The organism is Paenibacillus sp. strain BS8-2, from assembly GCF_054483835.1.
In genome coordinates this window covers 2,422,942-2,442,133 of sequence record NZ_CM137010.1, presented here as the reverse complement: position 1 = coordinate 2,442,133, position 19,192 = coordinate 2,422,942, and the positions used below count along the sequence as shown (strand labels likewise).

General features: G+C 50.2%; 22 protein-coding genes. 5 read left to right on the top strand and 17 right to left on the bottom strand.

What is annotated here, in order from left to right; genetic code table 11:
• Window positions 1-4: 4 nt before the first annotated feature.
• The 3 genes from ACX1C1_RS10730 to ACX1C1_RS10720 all read right to left on the bottom strand — a co-directional run bounded on the left by ACX1C1_RS10730 (window position 5) and on the right by ACX1C1_RS10720 (window position 1,348).
• Window positions 5-277, bottom strand: a complete 273-nt coding sequence (locus ACX1C1_RS10730) for a helix-turn-helix transcriptional regulator (RefSeq protein ID WP_458957064.1) — start codon at window positions 275-277, stop codon at window positions 5-7.
• 99 nt (window positions 278-376) lie between these two features.
• Complete coding sequence (locus tag ACX1C1_RS10725; protein ID WP_458957063.1) at window positions 377-673, bottom strand: hypothetical protein; 297 nt, start codon at window positions 671-673, stop codon at window positions 377-379.
• 33 nt (window positions 674-706) lie between these two features.
• Window positions 707-1,348, bottom strand: a complete 642-nt coding sequence (locus tag ACX1C1_RS10720; protein WP_458957062.1) for a DUF2306 domain-containing protein — start codon at window positions 1,346-1,348, stop codon at window positions 707-709.
• 159 nt (window positions 1,349-1,507) lie between these two features.
• Here ACX1C1_RS10720 and ACX1C1_RS10715 point away from each other — a divergent pair, with 159 nt between their 5' ends.
• Window positions 1,508-2,101, top strand: coding sequence for a Crp/Fnr family transcriptional regulator (locus tag ACX1C1_RS10715; RefSeq protein WP_458957061.1), 594 nt, complete (start codon window positions 1,508-1,510; stop codon window positions 2,099-2,101).
• A 68-nt stretch (window positions 2,102-2,169) separates the two neighbouring features.
• On the opposite strand, the gene ACX1C1_RS10710 is transcribed toward ACX1C1_RS10715, so the two are convergent.
• Genes ACX1C1_RS10710 through ACX1C1_RS10695 form a run of 4 tightly spaced genes read right to left on the bottom strand, consistent with a single transcriptional unit; the run spans window position 2,170 to window position 5,595 of the window.
• Complete coding sequence (locus ACX1C1_RS10710) at window positions 2,170-3,408, bottom strand: molybdopterin-dependent oxidoreductase (protein ID WP_458957060.1); 1,239 nt, start codon at window positions 3,406-3,408, stop codon at window positions 2,170-2,172.
• Window positions 3,409-3,441: 33 nt separating this feature from the next.
• Window positions 3,442-4,536, bottom strand: a complete 1,095-nt coding sequence (locus tag ACX1C1_RS10705) for a sensor histidine kinase (protein ID WP_458957059.1) — start codon at window positions 4,534-4,536, stop codon at window positions 3,442-3,444.
• Window positions 4,533-5,252: a response regulator transcription factor gene (locus tag ACX1C1_RS10700; RefSeq protein ID WP_458957058.1), complete on the bottom strand. Its 720-nt coding sequence runs from the start codon at window positions 5,250-5,252 to the stop codon at window positions 4,533-4,535. Before ACX1C1_RS10700 ends, ACX1C1_RS10705 begins: the two co-directional genes overlap by 4 nt.
• 55 nt (window positions 5,253-5,307) lie before the next feature.
• The gene (locus tag ACX1C1_RS10695) at window positions 5,308-5,595 is read right to left on the bottom strand and encodes a hypothetical protein (RefSeq protein ID WP_458957057.1); all 288 of its coding nucleotides are present in this window, start codon (window positions 5,593-5,595) and stop codon (window positions 5,308-5,310) included.
• Window positions 5,596-5,861: 266 nt separating this feature from the next.
• Between ACX1C1_RS10695 and ACX1C1_RS10690 the strand changes: the two genes are divergently transcribed.
• The 3 genes from ACX1C1_RS10690 to ACX1C1_RS10680 all read left to right on the top strand — a co-directional run bounded on the left by ACX1C1_RS10690 (window position 5,862) and on the right by ACX1C1_RS10680 (window position 8,122).
• Window positions 5,862-6,068, top strand: coding sequence for a helix-turn-helix transcriptional regulator (locus tag ACX1C1_RS10690; protein WP_458957056.1), 207 nt, complete (start codon window positions 5,862-5,864; stop codon window positions 6,066-6,068).
• Window positions 6,065-6,496 (top strand): hypothetical protein, encoded by a 432-nt coding sequence (locus ACX1C1_RS10685; protein WP_458957055.1) that lies wholly within the window; start codon window positions 6,065-6,067, stop codon window positions 6,494-6,496. Before ACX1C1_RS10690 ends, ACX1C1_RS10685 begins: the two co-directional genes overlap by 4 nt.
• 174 nt (window positions 6,497-6,670) lie before the next feature.
• Complete coding sequence (locus ACX1C1_RS10680; RefSeq protein ID WP_458953948.1) at window positions 6,671-8,122, top strand: IS1182 family transposase; 1,452 nt, start codon at window positions 6,671-6,673, stop codon at window positions 8,120-8,122.
• A 182-nt stretch (window positions 8,123-8,304) separates the two neighbouring features.
• On the opposite strand, the gene map is transcribed toward ACX1C1_RS10680, so the two are convergent.
• The 5 genes from map to ACX1C1_RS10655 form a co-directional block, all read right to left on the bottom strand.
• Complete coding sequence (gene map, locus ACX1C1_RS10675) at window positions 8,305-9,057, bottom strand: type I methionyl aminopeptidase (RefSeq protein WP_458957054.1); 753 nt, start codon at window positions 9,055-9,057, stop codon at window positions 8,305-8,307.
• 224 nt (window positions 9,058-9,281) lie between these two features.
• A complete protein-coding gene (locus ACX1C1_RS10670; RefSeq protein ID WP_458957053.1) occupies window positions 9,282-10,316 on the bottom strand; it encodes an ABC transporter substrate-binding protein in 1,035 nt (344 codons plus the stop codon).
• 180 nt (window positions 10,317-10,496) lie between these two features.
• On the bottom strand, window positions 10,497-11,330 hold the full coding sequence (locus tag ACX1C1_RS10665; RefSeq protein ID WP_458957052.1) for a helix-turn-helix transcriptional regulator: 834 nt from the start codon (window positions 11,328-11,330) through the stop codon (window positions 10,497-10,499).
• Window positions 11,331-11,345: 15 nt separating this feature from the next.
• Complete coding sequence (locus ACX1C1_RS10660) at window positions 11,346-12,380, bottom strand: FecCD family ABC transporter permease (RefSeq protein WP_458957051.1); 1,035 nt, start codon at window positions 12,378-12,380, stop codon at window positions 11,346-11,348.
• Window positions 12,381-13,406: a FecCD family ABC transporter permease gene (locus tag ACX1C1_RS10655; RefSeq protein ID WP_458957050.1), complete on the bottom strand. Its 1,026-nt coding sequence runs from the start codon at window positions 13,404-13,406 to the stop codon at window positions 12,381-12,383.
• Between the two features lie 4 nt (window positions 13,407-13,410).
• Here ACX1C1_RS10655 and ACX1C1_RS10650 point away from each other — a divergent pair, with 4 nt between their 5' ends.
• Window positions 13,411-13,674, top strand: a complete 264-nt coding sequence (locus ACX1C1_RS10650; RefSeq protein WP_458957049.1) for a hypothetical protein — start codon at window positions 13,411-13,413, stop codon at window positions 13,672-13,674.
• A gap of 367 nt (window positions 13,675-14,041) precedes the next feature.
• On the opposite strand, the gene ACX1C1_RS10645 is transcribed toward ACX1C1_RS10650, so the two are convergent.
• The 5 genes from ACX1C1_RS10645 to ACX1C1_RS10625 form a co-directional block, all read right to left on the bottom strand.
• Entirely contained in the window at window positions 14,042-14,230 is a 189-nt protein-coding gene (locus ACX1C1_RS10645; RefSeq protein WP_458957048.1) for a hypothetical protein, read from the bottom strand.
• 181 nt (window positions 14,231-14,411) lie between these two features.
• Window positions 14,412-14,588 carry a hypothetical protein gene (locus ACX1C1_RS10640; RefSeq protein WP_458957047.1) on the bottom strand — a complete coding sequence of 59 codons (177 nt, stop codon included), beginning with the start codon at window positions 14,586-14,588 and terminating at the stop codon, window positions 14,412-14,414.
• A gap of 171 nt (window positions 14,589-14,759) precedes the next feature.
• On the bottom strand, window positions 14,760-15,188 hold the full coding sequence (locus tag ACX1C1_RS10635) for a PaaI family thioesterase (RefSeq protein ID WP_458957046.1): 429 nt from the start codon (window positions 15,186-15,188) through the stop codon (window positions 14,760-14,762).
• Between the two features lie 6 nt (window positions 15,189-15,194).
• Window positions 15,195-17,108, bottom strand: coding sequence for a long-chain-fatty-acid--CoA ligase (locus tag ACX1C1_RS10630; RefSeq protein ID WP_458957657.1), 1,914 nt, complete (start codon window positions 17,106-17,108; stop codon window positions 15,195-15,197).
• Window positions 17,109-17,387: 279 nt separating this feature from the next.
• On the bottom strand, window positions 17,388-19,190 hold the full coding sequence (locus ACX1C1_RS10625) for an acyl-CoA dehydrogenase family protein (protein WP_458957045.1): 1,803 nt from the start codon (window positions 19,188-19,190) through the stop codon (window positions 17,388-17,390).
• Window positions 19,191-19,192 lie beyond the last annotated feature (2 nt).

Below are 19,192 nucleotides of genomic sequence, written 5' to 3'. Positions count from 1 at the left end.
GTACCTAGTTCAGATATTTGATGGGGCTCTGGCCGTACAGCTCTCCAAACAATGTAATATAATATTTGGGATTGATATGCGCCGATGCGGACAGCTCCTCCGCCGTGATCGGCTCACCATAATGCTCATCCATATACTGCTTGGTGCGGCGCACCGCCTCCAACGTTCCGATAGACTCATCCGGTTGCGATTGCCCAAGAAGAACATACATCAGCTCCAAAAAAGCCGCCGTCGCGCCAAAACGTCCTACTGGACCGCCGCTAGTCCATCGCTCCATAACCGTTCCGCATAATTGCGGCACCTTCCCGTGGCGCAGGCAGGCAAGCTCCCCATGCCGATATGCCGAGCGGTCGCTCTCGTCCTCAGGCAGGCTGAATCAGAAACCAATGATTTCCGCGGTGCCTCTCGTCTCGTGAAACTCGGATTCCCGATGCGGCGCCAGCAGGAATATGCTGCCCGGACGAAAAGCCCTGCTGCTGAAGCCATCGTAAAATTGCCCCTCGCCGGTCACAACGAAAGCTAGTCGATGCCACTCTCCCGTGGATTCGCCCAATACCACTGCAGTCACCTTCTCCACGCGCACAAGCTGTGGCATTCCCATGGTACCCCCACAATTGGATTGAGGTTCTATAACGATCTGCATTCCATTAACCGCTGCTGCCTTATCGCTCATATGCGTGCCTTCTTCCCGACCTTTTCCTTTCTTTTATTTTAATTGAAAATCATTATCAATTCCATATATAATACGAAATAACAACCATTCTGCAATTAACAGATTCGGCACCCAGCATAACCAAGCGATGATGGTATAGCTGGTTGTGAAATTTTCGTCGCCCCATAAGGCAACAAACAAACCGAGCCACAGTCGAAGCGTGACCGCCGCTAATGTCAGCGCATAGTTACGAATCATCCAGCGCCGATGTTCCGCTATACGCCTCGAACGTATCGTTTGAACCGCACGCGCAGCCGTATAGAGCCAGCAAATGGCTAAGCCCAGGAACCCAAGTGTTGCAACCATGCCCCCTGTCGCCTCGAAAGCAAGATAGATTCCGGACAATCCGCCTAATCCTACGCCAACGACATAGATACGTCCCATTATGCGATGCCGATTGGGGTAGCGATTACGGATCGAAGTCAACAGATTGAACGGACCAAGCACAAGAGCCGCCACACTTCCGGCAATATGCACATATAAGACGGCATCCCAGAACCTCGAAAGCATCGCCTCTTCTAGCTTTTGCATGACAAAACCCGCATTCCAGACACCTATAACAACGTATTGCACAATCGCATAACCCGCTACCAGCATTGCAAGCACCGTCATGATGTACCAGCTTTTTGTTCTCATCCCGCACTCTCCTCATGTTCACCAATATTCTCCATACACCGGTCGCCGAATATGATATGGTAAATATAAGCAATAACCTTACACCTATTATAAGGAGTGCCAAGAACGGTCTCCTTAACAAAGGTTAATGACAATAATTCTAGGAGAGGAGTTTAGAGCATGAACGAACTTCTAGCGCAAACGTTGACACAAGCCATGCTTCGTTTCACAGAAATTCCGGAGCAAGAGCTTCTATACTTCCAGGATCAACTCAAGTGGAAAAAGGTAAAAAAGGGGCATTTTCTCATACATAGCGGAGATCATTGCGAGCATGTTTATTTCTGCGGCGAGGGATTGCTGAAGATGTTTTACGAAAACGAGGAGGGCTCCGAGCATATCAAAAGTTTTGTGACAGGAGGTCACTTTTTCACGGATTATCGTGCTTATTTAACAAATGAGCTTGCCTTTGTATCCATTCAGGCGATCGAAGACTCTATGTGCGCTTCCATCTTCAAAGCGGCCATTGAGCAGCTTTATGCACGACATACATGCTGGGAGCGCTTTGGCCGCAAGCTTGCCGAAGCGCTCTTTGTCGCCAAGTCACGCAAGGAGCGCGAAATGGTGGAGCTATCTGCCGAAGAAAGGTATATCCTCTTGCTGGAGCAGTTTCCCGGTCTCGAGCAGCGTGTGCCTCAATACCAGATTGCCGCTTTCCTCGCGATCAATCCGGTTTCCCTGAGCAGAATTCGCAACAAGCTCAAAGCGAAGTTGTAAGGTGACAACGAAATTTGTTACGGCATCTGCCTTACACCAAATGCCTCCCGGCACCCTTTTGCAAGAAGCTACACCCACGCCTCGTTTGCATAACCTCGCTTTTCCCAGTAGCCGATATGTTCCCCTTCGATGAGCTCGATTCGGTTAAGCCACTTAACCGACTTATACGCATACATTTTAGGCATGATGAGCCGCACCGGGCCCCCGAGATCACTAGGGATCGGCTTACCGTCATGCATGACAGCGATCATCGCATCATCATTTGCGAGCTGCTCCAGCGTTATGCCGCTTGTATAGACGCCATCACCGGAATAAAAAATCGCTGACATCGCTTTTCCTTTAGCCCCTGCCATGGCTAACATGTCTTTAACGGGAATGCCTTCCCACGTATTTTTGTAAACCGACCAGCCCGTTACACAATGAAAGTCGCTTACCTGCACCGAGCGCTTCAACTTCACGAATGTCTCCCAATTCCACTCCATCGGCTTGTCTACAAGACCGTCGATTCTGAACGACCAATTATTATTGTTGAAAGAAGGAATCGGAGTCACCGTATATACTCTAAATCGTCCCTGTGCGCCTCCGCCCATTGGCGGCGAAGATGCCGGCATTGGCATCGGGGTTGGCATTAACCGATTGGCGTCGTTTTCGAGCAGCAGCTCCATATTGCCGCTTCCGCCTGAGGCGCCAAAGGAATCTCCCAACCATTTGATGAAGGACGGTCCGATCGTGACGGCCAAGCCTACTCCGATCGCGCTGCGAATGAAGGCTCTGCGCGTATATAGCGGCTGCGGCGCTGCCGGATGGAGCGGCTCTTCTTTACGGGGAGCGGATCTCACTGATCGTCGGCTTGGATCCTTGAGCCATTTGGCTCTGGTAATGGAGTGGTAGATAATGTACGGCAAACCGATCCAGGTCAATGCATCATGCGCAACGAGAGCGGCATTGGAGACAGCGGGACCAACAAGCTTAAATTGCCATAACAATAAACCGGACAGCAGCCATCCGAACAAAAATGCGAGCACAACAAGCACATTCGCTTTTTGACCTCGCTTGCCGCGCAGCTGTTTCCAGTGTTTTCCCGCCAAGACAAGGTAATATGCGATGGGCAATACCGATACAATACCAACAATGACATGGAACTCTTTTAGCCAAACTCTCGCTTCGCCTAACACGCCTCTCCAAAACCCGCCAAGCAGCACGAGCCCAGACAACGCCAGCAGAACGACGATCCACCCATTCCAGGCATGAATGGAAACGAGCTTTTTCCCGTAGCCTTTTCGAAGCTTTTGCAATAGCTTGTTCATGTTTGGGTCTCTCCTCTCGAATTCCGCAATCGTCTATGCGCCGCGCACTGTAAACCAAAACAAGCTCCCATGTCCTGTAGGCGGCTGCTCTACCCCAATCTGTCCTCCATGCTGCTGAACAAGCAGTTTTGCGATGGACAGGCCTAATCCTGTGCCTCCTCCTTCACGGCGACGCGCACGATCTATGCGATAAAAACGTTCAAATACGTTCTCGCGTTCTTCTTCCGGAATGCCAGGCCCTTCGTCGGATACGCTCACCCGAATCCATCCATCCTTTAATTTCGCAGCTTGCACAACAATCATCCCGCCATTCGGCGAATAACGGATTGCATTTTCGATCAAGTTTTGCAGTACTCGCAGAAGCGCTCGACTTGTCATGTTAACTTGAAGCGCCTGCTCCGGCATCTTCACATTAATCTGCACCTTCTTGGCGCTAAGCTGAGGCGTGAATCTGGAAAGCAGCTCGACTAGCAACTGATCAACATATACACCTTCGATTTGCTCAATACCGAAACCTATGTTTGATTTCATTTTCGAATCCCAACTATCCAGTCTGTCACCGGCATGGTTCGATGCGTCCAGCGTCGAGAATTCGAATACATCCTGAATCAGCTCGCCAAGCCTAATCGATTCGGACCTAATCGTAGCTATATATTGACGAAATGATTCGTCATCCCGAGTGACGCCGTCTTCTATCGCTTCGGCATAAGACTGTATGGAAGCAAGCGGCGTGCGCAAATCGTGAGCAATGTTGGCAACCAGCTCCCGCTGAGCTTTTTCCGCTGCTTTGATTTGGGCAAAGCTTCGCTCTAAATTTGCTCCCATGACATTAAATTGCTCGGCAAGCTCTTTAAACTCGGTCAGTCCCGAATCCGCCACTCGCGCATCAAGCTTTCCCGAAGAGACTTGTGCCGCGCCGTCTCTCATCCGCCTGACACCAGCTTCAAGCGGCCGTACAAGCAAAAAATGCAGACCCGCCGACAGAACGCCTGCTCCGATCGTGGCGGCTCCAAGCCAAATCAGCTGTTGTTTCGTAACCAGCATATATTGAAAGAACACAAACAGCAGCACGATAATAACCGCAATACTGATACAGTTTGCCAGGAGCAAGTATGTTCTCAGCTTCATACAGATGCACCGCCAACACAAACATCCAGCTTATATCCGATTCCCCATACTGTTTTAATATAGGTCGGATCCGATGGATTAGGCTCTACTTTTTCCCTCAATCTGCGAATATGCACAGTAACCGTGCTTGTGTCACCGTCGTAGGCCATATCCCAAATCGCATTCAAAAGCTGACTGCGGGAAAATACCTTTCCAGGATACGTTGCCAGAAGCTCCAGCAAGTCAAACTCCTTAGCGGTAAGCTCTACTTCCATTCCCGAAACCAACACTTTTCGTTGATCGGGTACGATCATTAAGCCATTGTAAATCATCTGCTTGGCGCCTTTTAAATCAACGCTGCTTTTTGTATGTAATCCCGTTCTTCTTAAAATATTGCGAATGCGTAGAACCAGCTCTCTCGGACTAAACGGCTTGGTCATATAATCGTCCGCACCAATTGTCAGACCCAGCAAGCGATCACTTTCTTCGCCGCGCGCCGTCAGCATAATAATCGGCGTATCCCCTTCTCTTCTCACCTCATCGCAAACGCCAAGTCCATCCAGCTTAGGCATCATAAGATCCAGCACAAGCAAATCAGGCTTAACCTCACGCCACAAAGAGAGTGCTTCTTCCCCGTCGGCGGCTGCCCAAACCTCGTATCCTTCGCGCTCCAGATAACGTTTGCACACATCTGTAATATTCTGTTCATCATCCGCAACGACGATTCGAGCAGCCATCCGATCACCTCTTCTACCTGTATACCGTTACAACGCTACATCTTCGATTAAACTTTTACATCCCGGATTTCATATCCGAATTTGCAGGCTCCATTTTTTCAGTTTCTTCCATCATATCATTAGATTCCATCATTTCGTCTGTTTCCATCATATCGCCCGATTCCATCATATCATCCGATTCCATCATTTCGTCTGTTTCCATCATGTTTTCAGACTCCATCTGATCTTCGTGATTCATGTTGTCGTTCATCATATCATTTGCGTTTTCCGCATTGCATGCACCTAGCACCAGCATCGCCCCGAGCAGCATTGTACCCCACATCCACTTTTTGCTGTTGATCATTGGTTATCATCCTCCCCATAGTCATGGCCGCTTGGCCTGCGAACTATATGATAAGAGGAAAAGCTAACCTTCCAAGAACGATTGTATTGCCATTGTATTAGATAAATCTTACGAAAGCATTACGTGGAATCGACTAGTCCAATCGGCAACTCTATACAACCATATTACAGTCAGTCTGTATATCATGGAAAGTTCACTTTACATTTAAACACTTAGACGTTATACTGCGTATATGGAAAGTTAGCTTTCCTTACGAGGAGGAACGTATGAACAACCGTCTAGAAGAAATCCGCAAGCAACGTGGCATCAAACAAGAAGAACTAGCAAGTGCGCTAGAAGTATCCAGACAAACGATCGGCTCGCTCGAAAATGGTCGATACAACCCGTCCATCCTTTTGGCGTTCAAGATTGCTCGTTATTTCGGTATGAGTATCGAAGAAATCTTTATTTACGAGGAGGACGAACAGATATGAATAAAGTGATTGGTTATTACCTTTTGACTCTAATAGGCGTGGCATTGTTCGCAGGAAGTGTTTATTTCATCAAAACCATCGAAGATCCGGAAGGTGCGCTGCAGTCGTTGCCTTATCTCTGCTTCGGACTTGGTTGTGTCATGTTCGGCCACGGGATCGGAGAGATCGTCGTCCGACACGCGATGAACAAGAATCCCGCTGCAGCGAAGCAGCTGGTGATCGACAAAAATGACGAACGTAATTTGGCAATTACCAATCGGGCAAAGGCGAAAGCCTTCGATATGATGACTTTTGTGTTCGGCGCCTTGATTTTAGGCATTTCCTTAATGGGTATTGAGCTTATTGTGTTATTGCAACTCGTTTTTGCCTATCTGTTTGTCCTTGGCTACAATTCGTTTTACCGCTACAAGTACTACAAAGAGATGTAGGTTGATAAACAAGGTGAAATACTTATAACTGCTTAGAATTTCAAAAAAAGCCTCCGGCAAGCGAGGCCACTGAAAAAGTTCTTTAATTAAAAACAAGGTGTTCTTCCACATATAAGAGGAAGAGCATCTTGTTTTCTTGTATAATAGGGGTAACCAAAACAGGCGGTGACCCAGATGATTTCAAATCAACAAAGCTTAAATCTTAGTCCATATATGGGCATATACGATATCGTTGTCCCAAAAGACAATATGCTCCGACAGATTAATGACCTTGTCGATTTCTCTTTTATTCATGAAGAGTTAGAAGTGAATTATTGCTTAGACAATGGTCGAAATGCTGTTCCCCCTATTCGGATGTTTAAATATTTGTTATTGAAATCCATCTTTGATTTTTCAGATGTAGATGTCGTAGAGCGTTCGAAATATGACATGTCCTTTAAATATTTTCTGGATATGGCCCCGGAAGACGCGGTTATCAATCCCAGTTCATTAACGAAGTTTCGCAAGCTACGCTTGAAAGACATTAATCTGCTCGACATGCTAATTCAGAAAACAGTGGAAATCGCTCTGGAGAAGGAACTCATTAAAAGCAAATCAATCATCGTAGACGCGACACACACAAAAGCAAGATATAATCAGCAATCGCCGAAGGAATTCCTAATAGAAAAATCAAAATTACTTCGCAAAGCTGTCTACCAAATCGACGAATCGATGAAAGAGAAATTCCCGCCCAAAACAACGACAAACGACATAGCCGATGAGTTGGCGTATTGTCAAAAAGTGATTGAGGCTGTTGAAAAGGAAGAAGCCATCAGCCACTATCCAAAGGTTCAAGAAAAGTTGAACTACTTGAAAGAAATCGTAGCGGATCACAATGAACAACTGCAACGCTCAAACGACACGGATGCACGTGTAGGACACAAAACAGCGGACTCCTCTTTCTTTGGTTACAAAACACATATCGCCATGAACGAGGAGCGAATCATTACTGCTGCGATCATCACGACAGGCGAAAAGAACGATGGAAAGCAATTACAAACGTTAATTGAGAAAAGTATCGAAACGGGGATGGAGATTGATACTGTAATTGGGGACACCGCTTATTCAGAAAAGGATAATATTCAGTATGCCAATGAAAACGAACTTAAATTGGTATCCAAATTAAACCCTATGATCTCAGATGGCGCTCGTCGTAAAGAGGACGAATTTGATTTCAATAAGGATGCAGGCATGTACGTGTGCAAAGCAGGACACCTGGCCATTCGCAAGGCAAGAACAGGTACAAAAAATGTAGCAAAAAACCAAGTCAATACTTTTTATTTTGATATAAGCAAATGCCAGCAATGTCCCTTCAAAGAAGGCTGCTATAAAGAAGGAGCAAAGACAAAGACCTATTCGGTTAGCATTAAATCAGCCGAACACAGTGGTCAAAAGCTCTTTCAGGAAAGTGACTATTTCAAGGAAAAAGCAAAAGAACGCTATAAAATTGAAGCAAAGAATAGTGAACTGAAACATAGACACGGGTATGATGTAGCTGAGACCTCGGGTCTATTAGGTATGGAAATGCAAGGTGCAGTCGCGATATTCACAGTCAATGTGAAGCGAATATTGAAGTTAATGAAGTGAAATAGAATTGGCATACCAAAGAAACAAAGGCTAATTCTCATTCATAACGAATGGAATTAGCCTTTGTTTTGTGTAGTGCCATACTTGAGCATGTATAAGCCACAGATTTTCAGTGGCCTCCGGCAAGCCGGAGGCTTCTTGCATTCATTCCTTTGCAACGATTGTATGAGCCATATGACGACTCAATCCCAGCGCGTAAGGATGATCGGTCCATCCTTTCTAATGGCCACCGTATGCTCGAATTGCGCCGTCCATGCGCCATCGACCGTTCTAGCCGCCCAGCCATTGCGGGCATAGTAGATTTCCGGTCTACCCGAAGTAATGATCGGCTCGATGGTGATGACCATGCCTTCCTCCAGCTTAACGCCTTGCCCCGGCGGTCCCTGATGCTCCACATCGGGAAATTCGTGAATATCGCGGCCGATGCCATGTCCGACAAACATCGGAATAACCTGGCAGCCCTCCCTCTCGGCCAACGTCTGCACCGCATAACCGATATCCCCAATGTAGTTGCCTGGCAGCGCTTGCTTGATCCCTTCGAACATCGCTTGTTTGGCAACGCGAAGCAGTCTCTCCGTCGCTGACGAGGACTTGCCGACAATGTAGGTCCAAGCCGAATCAGCCTTCCACCCGTCTAAATCCGCAACCATATCTATCGTTACGATATCTCCCGATTCCAGCGGCTCCGCATCCGGGAAGCCATGGCATGCCACATCGTTAATCGATGCGCATGTTGCGTATGGATATCCTTTGAACCCTTTTTGAGCGGGAACCGCTCCTCTGTCGAGCATGAAACGCTCTACGAATCGATCAATTTCAAGCGTCGTCACTCCCGGCGCAAGACGCTTCGACAACGCTTTGTGACACGCCGCCACGATTCTGCCAGCCATGCGTATCCCCCGAATATTCTCCTTCGTCTTTAATTCCACCGCCATTCGCGCTGCCTCCTTCTACTGTATAATCATGAGTAATCTAGCGTATATGCTTACCCTATTCGTACATATGTCAACTCATTCCCATTACCCATGGCAAAGATGTGAAACAATGAACAAACCTCTTGAAACATCGACCAGATTATGCGGGGAGAGGTCCATTCGCAATTAAAAAGACGCCCTCTCCCTATTAGGGAAGAAGGCGTCTTGGATTACGTTTGTCGTTTTTATTGCTTCGTCAGCTCTTCAACTACTGTGTCGATGCCATAGCTTTGACCGATTGGTCCGTAGCCCATGCCAAGCACTCCATTAAAGCCGTATACATGACCGTTCTTGACAGCTTTCAGTTGTTTCCATACTTCGTTTGTTTCCCACTCATCGGAAATAGCGGCCATTTCAGGGTTGTCGTAGTTAAAGTATCCTAGGAAGAGATGATCCGGGTTTAACGCGGCAAGCCCCTCTAGCGACATCTCTGCACCCTCCAGCATAATGGGATCATCCGGTCCCTTTAGGCCAATACCATTATCATAATACGGTGTGAGCGTCTTGGTTCCGCCCAGATAAGCGACAGTATCACGAATTTGCAAGAATGCTACGCCGCCTTCGACGGAAGCAAGCTTTTCTTTCGCAGCCTTTTTCTTTTCTTCGAATGCAGTGATGAATGTCGAAGCTACATCCTCTTGGCCCAGAATCTCGCCGAATTTGGTCACGAGTGCCGGCCAGTTCGTCCATACGTCAGTCTGCGCTTCATCTATCACGACAGTCGTCGCGATTTTCTCCAGCTGATCCGTTACTTCGGCGTTAATCGCGTTACCCGCAATGATGAGATCCGGTGCGTACTCCAGCAGCATCTCCATATTAACGGTCGTGTTCTCGCCTACAACCGCGACCTCTCCGATTTTGTCAACGAACGGCTTGTAGTTCTCCGAGTCCAGCGAAGAATTTTCTTTGGTGAACGGCAGTGCCAATCCCAATGTCTTCAGGTCGAACAACAAGATCGATTCGATATAACCCCAATGAACAACAGCGACGCGCTCCGGCTTCTTCTCGATGACAATGCTGCCATTAGCCGCCTCGATCGTACGAGGATAACCACCCTCTTCTTGGACAGCCTCGCTCGTAGGCGATGGGCTAGGAGCTTCGCTTGCTGCTCCTCCGTTATTATTTTTTCCCGCATTGCCTGAGCAAGCGCTCAAGAACAGGACCAGTACCAGCAACCCCATCATCAAGACACTGCGCGAATTATTAGTCTTACTAAACATGATAAACATCCTCTCTTCTGTCACCCTTTTTGAACGATAACGATTCTCATTCACAAATGTAACAGTACCATCCCCCGAGCAGGATGAGAATAGAGAAATTCCCGTTCGCGGGATGGACTATTGTCCACTAGGATGATCATTATGCCGATTAACATTTCATTCCATCAAAATGAAACCTCGTTAATGATCCTGTTCCCGGCCGGTTATTCCGACTTGGCTGGGGGCGACTCCCTTATATTTTTTGAATAATCTGCTGAAATAATACGGATCCGAGTACCCCACGCTTCGAGCCACTGCCGACACAGAAAACTGTTTCGTCTGCAGCCATTCTTGCGCCTTGTTCATACGATAATGGATCAGAAAATCGATGGGGCCCGTTCCCGTATATTTCGTAAACAGATGCGAGAAGTACTTCGATTTCAGCTTATAACGCTCCGCTAAGCTTGGCAGTGTGATGGGATCCATAAAGTGCGACTGGATATACTGGATCGCATCTTCGATAACAGGATAACTTTCCTTATTCTGCCCATGCCGTTCCGACTGCAGAATCTTTGCAACGATTTGGTAGTAGAGCGACTTCTTCTCGAGCAGTCCCATGTAATCGGGCGTGGCAGCCGCTTGAACCAATTGATCGACGAGCTGCAGCAGCTCCGGATCGAGCACTGTGTGCAGCAAATGAATGTGCCGCACACCATCATACGAGCTTCCCTCGTGCCCAACCGGCAGATAATGTACGAGGCAGTACGTAAAGTTTTTTTCGCCTACTACGATCTCAAGATGCCTCCCGGCACCGCCCATCAGCACATTCCCTGGAGTAAGCGAGTACCGTTCCCCATCATCGAATATAAATTCCGCTTCGCCCTCAAGCGCTATAATAAGCCCGCACTTGGCGGTAGGCTTGTCCATGTGACCGCCATAAACCAGGTTGCCTTCCAGTTGCGTACGGAAAACGCCGAACAGCTCTAGCGAAGTATCCGCAAAATATTTGGCCAATTCCTCGTACGCATACGCCATAATGCCTTTTGCCCCCTAGTCTCTCGTCCTGGTCATCAAATACAAGAAGTACGGCGCCCCGATAACAGCCGTTACAATGCCTGTCGGAATTTCGCTAGGCTGCATGATCGAGCGTCCGATGGTGTCGGCCGTCAACACGAGCAGCGCGCCCAGAAGGGCAGATGCAGGCAGCAGACCTTGATGCTTCGGACCGACCAATCTCCTGGCGAGATGCGGTGCGATCAGACCAACAAAACCGATGCCGCCGCTTACGGCAACACATGACGCCGCAAGCGCAACCCCTGCAGCGAGCAGCTTAAATTGCTCCCGCGATACATGCGCGCCAAGTCCGCGAGCTGTCGCATCGCTTAAGTTAAGCACGTTCATCGTCTGTGCTTTCATGAAGACATAAGGCATCAAAATGAGTATCCACGGCAACAACGCCAGTACGAATTTCCAGTTCGTCCCCCAGATCGAACCTGCCAGCCATGTCGCAACCATTTGGTACTTCTCCGGGTTAAGACGCAACGTCAGTACAATCATTGCTGCGCTAATACCAGCCGCAACGGCAACACCTGTCAGTATGAGACGGGTTGGCTTAATGCCTTCGTGTTTCTTGTAGGACAGAACAAAGATTAGCAGCGCCGTCAATCCGGCTCCTCCGAACGCAAGCAGCGGCAGGAAAAACACGGGCACATTAGCCGTCGTAGGAAAATATGAAACATACAGCATGACGACAAGTCCCGCACCTGCGTTAATGCCCAGGATGCCCGGATCAGCGAGGCCATTGCGCGAAATGCCTTGCATAATACAGCCGGACAGCGCAAGCCCCGCTCCGATCAGCATCGAGATAACAATACGAGGAAGCCTGAATTCGAATAAAACAAGCTCCTGACGAGCTGTGCCTTGCCCGAACATCGTCATGAAGAGATCTCTAGGCGTCAGCTTGATGACGCCGGTATTCATGCTAATAATAAAGGCTGTGAGAATAAGTATGGAAACGACGCTTAATACGAGAATCGAACGTTTTTTTCTTCTTTTTTCGATGGAGTCCGCAGTAATGGTATGCATCTACAACTCCCTCCTTTCCTTGCGCGCCAGATAGAGGAAGAACGGTACGCCGATCAGTGCGATCAGTGCTCCGACAGGTGTCTCCTCCGGTGGATTGACCATACGAGCGCCGATATCTGCGAAGAGGACAAGCAACGCGCCAAGAATGGCCGAGCAAGGAATAATCCAGCGATAGTCTACCCCTACCAGCTTACGAGTCAAGTGAGGAATAATCAGACCAACGAAACCAACTGCGCCTACTACCGCTACCGCCGAGCCGGCCAGAATAAGTACAACAACGGAACAAACCGCTTTGACTAATTGAGTCCGTTGACCAAGACCTCGCGCGATATCCTCGCCGAGGCTTAGCATCGTTACGGAACGGGATATAATGATCGCCACGACCAGCGCCCCAGCTACCCATGGGGCCATAACTTGCAGCTGTTCCCATCTGGTTCCCGCAACGCCCCCTGCATACCAGAATGCGATGTCTTGCCCGATCTTGAAGTACAGGGCAATGCCCTCGCTCAACGCGCTAAGCAATGCGCTTAATGCAGCGCCCGCCAAGATTAGCCTCGCTGGCGACAGTCCGCCTTTGGCAAGCGCCCCGATGCCATAAACCAACCCAGCGCCAAGCGCCGCTCCCAGGAACGAGAACAAGATAATCGTCATGAAAGGCATGCCAGGGAAGAAAGCGAAACAGATCGCGAGCATGAAGCCGGCTCCTGAGTTAATACCAAGCAAGCCTGAATCGGCAAGCGGATTTCGTGTCATGCCTTGCATGATCGCACCCGCCACCGCGAAACTCGCACCGACCAGCGCCCCGCCTAATACACGCGGAAGGCGAAGCTCCCAAATAATCTGATGATCCGTCAACTCTGGATTGAAATGGAAGATCGCTTCCCAAACAACCTTGAAGGAGATGTCAGCCGCTCCAAGATTGATGGAAAGAAACAGTCCGAGAACCAATGCGATCAGCCCCCCGAACAACACGACTGAAGCTGCTAATGGACGGCTCCTAATCGGCGTGGATGCGAAAGATGCCACAATCGTGCCGGCATTAGACGTTCCATCGGTGCTGGTGGTGTTGCCGGTGATGTTGCTGGTGATGTTGCTGGTGATGTTGCTGGTGGTGTTGCTGGTGGTGTTGCCGACTTGCTGTGACGGTGTGCTTGCTTCTTGCGACGATGTGCCGCTTGCGCCAGCTTTTGGTCCTTCTGCATCCCGTTTCGATGAAATAATCGACATGATTTCCGCTACCTTCTTATCTTTTATTGATATTGATATTGATTCTCAATTACAAATGAAATTATAGAGGATATAGTTACCGATTGCAATGGAAACTTGCTTGCACAACGGTTTCCTCCGTTACCGATAGAGATTCTATGGCACGCGACGCCGCCGCTCTCGGGCAGCATCGCCATCACTGGCAGCGATCATGACGCTATGCATGCTCCCACTATTTTCCGCTGCAGCAGCTATTCATATTCCTATGCTATAGCATACATGAATCGCCGCTCGAAGCTCGAAGCAAATTGATACAAGCTACTCGAATGCACGTATCCGTAGGCTCCTCCTTACTCTCCCATCCCCGCCATACCGTATATCCCAAACTTCAAATAAAAAAAGCTCTGTCGCCCGTCCTGCAAAACGGGTAACAAAGCTTTAGCATCATTGTGTACTCAACCGACCGAGGAGTTTAGTCTGCCCATCTCATCTTCGACAAGGGAAGTCAACTCATCCTCATATCCACCTGTGATACGATATTTGCGAATGTAATCCTTCACAAACTTACGTGGGTCCTTGGGTTGGAAAATTCTCGTTAGTTCTTTCAGGCTTTCCTTGACTTCATTCTGGCTATGTTTCGCCATGAAATCTCCTCCCTTATACGATGGATGGTCGTCCTAAACAGTATTATCCGAGAACGTATGCGGCTCTTACACCGCAAGAACCCCCTTCGGTGCAGGCTAACTCCATGGCCAATGAGTCACAATGTTTTCATTTTTCTTACTATTATATCATTTTACCCACAATTATGAAAGTGAACAAACATTAACCCTTTGTATGTTTTTGTTCGGTATCTGCTCCTTGCTCGGCTAAGGAGGCATCATCTACGGATTGGTCCTCAGCCAATTTCTCCCTCCGGTACATCCGCAAATACGCCACTACGCCAGTTACTCCGACTGCGATACCGAATGCCAACAAGGCCAACGTTACCCAATCCTCCATTACGCCTCCACCTCCGATCCTACTTCAAATATCGGCGTTTTTCGCCGGTTCCTGTATGGACATATTGCACAATTTTTATTCCATATATTTGCTTTAATTATATCTAAATCAACAATCAGTAGCAACTAGCGCAGGCGTCCATTCGTCCGCGAAAGGGAGCCCCTTTCACGATTAAATCAACCGATATGCGCCGCTGCCCCATGCGAGAATTTGCCCTTCTTCATCCACGACCGTTGCCTGTAGCGTAATCGTTCGACCCGAACGATGAATCAGAACAGACGAACACGTCAGGGTCCCTCCCCTCGCGCTAGCCAGGAAATGTGTGTTCATATTAGCCGTTACTGTTCTTTCGTTGCTCTCTGCAAGCATGACAAGGAGTCCCATCGCGTTATCCATCATCGACATCAGCACGCCGCCATGCACAATGCCAAGCAGATTGAGATGAGTCGGCTCGATCGCCAGACTGATCGTCGTTTTGCCGCCGTCAGCCTCTACGACCTTGCAACCGAGCCTCCCCCAGAACGTTTTCTCGGCCCGCTCCGCAAGCAAACGCCAACGCTCGGCCTCCTCTGCCTGCTGCGCGTACCCTTCATCCTTCATTGCGATTTATTCCTCCTTCGCGGTCTCCCTCTGCTCGTTCTCCTCTTCGACGAGCTTGCGTCTCAGCACTTTGCCGATCATCGTCTTTGGAAGCGTTTCCCGAAACGCATAATGATGCGGCACCTTATAAGAAGCCAGTCGGTCTCTGCACCACCTGTCAAGTTGACTGCGCGAAACATGCCAGCCTTCCTTCAACACGATAAATGCTTTAACCGTCTCGCCTCGATACTCGTCTTTGATGCCGACGACAGCCGCTTCCCTGACCGCAGGATGCTCGAACAGCGCCTCCTCCACCTCACGCGGATAGACATTAAAGCCACTAGCAATGATGATATCCTTAATCCGGTCCATAATTGTAAAATAACCCTCTCCGTCCATCGTCGCCAAATCGCCGGTATGCAGCCATCCGTCCCTGAGCGTTGCGGCCGTCTCCTCGGGTCGATTCCAATAGCCCTTCATCACTTGCGGTCCGCGGACGATAAGCTCACCCATCTCGCCCGTTTGCAGCCGGCGGCCCGTTGCTGGATCCACGATGGCCACTTCCGTATCCGGGAAGGGGAGTCCGATCGTGCCGATTTTTCGTTTGCCCCAGATGGGATTGCAATGCGTAACAGGTGATGCTTCCGTCAGTCCATAGCCCTCTACCAGCCTGCCCCCCGTCAACGACTCGAACTGCTCTTGCACCTCAAGCGGCAATGCCGCCGAACCGCTGATACAGACGTTAATAGAGGAGAGATCGATCTTCGCGGCGTTCGCGTGGTTGATCAATGCCACATACATCGTAGGAGCGCCGGGAAAAATTGTCGGTTTCTCCGAGCTGATCGTCTTCAATACCGTATCCACTTCAAAACGCGGAAGCAAGACGAGCATCCCCGCCTTCAACACCGTCATATTCATGAGTACCGTCAGGCCGAACACATGAAACAGCGGCAACGCTGCAAGAAACTTTTCTTTGCCATCCTCCGCCTTGTAGCACCAGGCCGACGTCTGGATCGAGTTGGATACGAAGTTGCTGTGCGTCAGCATGACACCTTTAGCTGTACCCGTTGTGCCGCCGGTATATTGCAAAGCGGCGATCTCATCGCCACTTGCAAGTGGCGGCAGCTCAACGGAAGGCGCACGACCGGATAGTAGTTTTTTGTACGCTAGCACGCCATGTCGTCCGTACGGGATGTCGTTCTTAAAACCTTCCTTGCGCTGCTTGATGGGATAAAGCATATTTTTCGGGAATGGAAGACCATCGGCAATCGACGTGATAATGACATGACGGAGCCCCGGTATCGGACCCTCCTCCGGTTTGTCGCCTCGAACGCGTGACAGTCTGCCGTATAACAAATCCACAGTAATAATAGCTTGTGCACCGCTATCCTTAAGCTGATGCTCCAGCTCTCGCTCAACGTACAGCGGGTTCGTCTGCACAACGATCGCCCCGGCCAGCAGCACGCCATAATATGCAACGACAGCCTGCGGACAGTTAGGCAGCATAATGGCGACACGATCACCTTTGCCCACGCCAAGCACGACAAGCTCGCTTGCAAGCCGTATAGCTGCGGTATGGAGCTCGCGGTAGGTCATTGTTTTGCCCAGGAAGTGGAGAACCTTATTGTCGGGGTAACGGCTCACCGCATCCAACAGGAACTGTGCAATACTCTGATCGGGATACTTGAGGGAATGCGGCACTTCACTTGGATAGCTGCTCAGCCAGGGACGAGTTAGCGGCGGCTCTTCGGCAGCAGGGCTTCCGGGATTTCCAGCAGCGCTGTCATTTTCGTCAGAGACTGCTCCCGCTGCCTCCGCAACATGGTCTACCACGTCGGAGTCGTCCGCATCCTCCCTATCCGGAGCCACAGCTCCATCTGCAGCCCCTTCCCCCGCTGCGTCTTCGTCATGCTCCAGCGCATCCGGCGAATCCAGGAACATGGCTGTTTCGTCCTCGGAATCCGCAGCAGCTAGAACTGACGAATTCTCCTCAGCCCCAGACTCTGCAACGTCCCGATCCCTCCCAATCTCCCCAGACTCGGAAGATTGGGCTGCCGCGATACGCCCTTCCTCGGCGTCCTTATGTGCTTCCGGCTCGGCGGGCATAGCTTCTGCCTGAACGTCTTCGGCATGGGCTGCGACGCTTGAATCTTCGTTCGGCAATGAATCCTGTGATAGCGGGTTTTCTGGTCTATGCTGTTCCATCGCTGCATTCCCCCTCTACACGACATAATGCTCACTGCGAATCACATGGGCCGCTATCCCTCTCTTGAGTGCGATCGTATCCGAGAGCGGCGCCCGCATCAGCTTCTTCAATACTGACAGCTGCATCTGCAGCCCATCGCCACGCTCCAGCGCAGAGAGTGCAGTCTTGGCAAGCGACTCGACATTCTCCATCGCTTCCTGCACGAACACCTCCGTCATATCCAGCGCAAGTTGCAGTGCCTCCGACTTCGCTCCCCGGCTCCCAGACAGAAGCATCTTCTTCGTTCGGAGCAATACACTTTCCATGGCGAAGGTTTGAATCATCAAATCCGCTAATACGCACAGCACCTCCTGCTCCTGATCAAGCTTCAAGCCAAGCTTCTGAACGGCGAGTCCTCCAATCGCGAGAAACGCCTTTTTGGCTTGTGCCACACGATAGGTTTCCTTGTCCAGCGGCTCCGAGAATGCCGGCACCGGCATCGGCTGCATAAGCTCCCCCATCAGTGCCTGCGTCTTCTCCATAAGAGGCAGCTCGCCTTTCATTGCTTTTTTGAGCAGTGTTCCGGGGATAAGCATACGATTGATCTCATTTGTCCCTTCAAAAATCCGGTTAATCCGCGAATCCCGATAAATCCGCTCAACCTTGTACTCGCGAATATAGCCGTAACCGCCATGAATCTGCACGCCTTCGTCGATGACGAAATCCAGCGCTTCCGATGCGAACACCTTTAGAATGGAGCATTCGATTGCATATTCGCTGATCGCTTTGACAGCGCGCGAGCCTGCATCGCCATACGTCCCTCCTTCCTGCGCTTCCAGCCCGCCGAGCGTAGAATCGATGTAGCCGGCGATTCGGTAGACCATACTTTCGAGCACAAACGTACGAATGTTCATGTCCGCCAGCTTGGCGCCGATCAGCGGGTACTTCGATAGCTCGCGGCCGAACTGCTTCCGCGTGTTCGCATAGGCCGAAGCAAGCTCGATCGATTCCTTCGACGAGCCCAGGCATGCCGCTCCCAGCTTGAATCGCCCGATGTTGAGAATATTGAAGGCGATCAGATGGCCTTTGCCAATATCCCCGAGCACGTTCTCGACCGGAACATGGACATCTTCGAAGAAGAGCGGGCAGGTCGAAGAGCCCTTGATGCCCATCTTATGCTCCTCCGGACCGATACTGAACCCTGCCATCTCCCGTTCCACGATGAATGCGGTAAATTTATCGCCATCCACCTTGGCATAGACGATGAACACATCCGCGAAGCCGGCATTCGTAATGTAGAGCTTGGAGCCATTAAGCACATAGAAATTGCCGTCCTCCGTCAACTTCGCTGTCGTCCTGGCGCCTAGCGCGTCGGAACCCGAAGCTGGTTCGGTCAAACAATAAGCGGCAATCCGGCTGCCCGACGCGAGATCAGGGAGATACCTTTCCTTCTGCTCCTGTGTGCCAAAAAAAACGATAGGCAACGTCCCGATTCCCGTATGGGCGCCGACCGACAGCGCGAACGACGACGCTCTCGCCATCGTCTCCGCAAGCAGCGTCGTGCTTACCTTGTCGAGTCCGATGCCGCCATATTGCTCCGGCACATCCGCGCCGAGCAACCCAAGCTCTCCCGCTTTGCGCATGAGCTGAACCGTCAGCTCGTAGTTCAGACCTTCGATCTCCGCATCCCTCGGCAGCAGCTCCGTCTCCAGAAATTGCTCCGCTGCCTGCGACATCATCCGCTGCTCCTCTGAGAAATCCTCCGGCGTCACGATCGAAACCGGGTCACTCTCCTCTACGACGAATCGTCCGCCGAAACGTATCGCTCCCGTCGCCACGT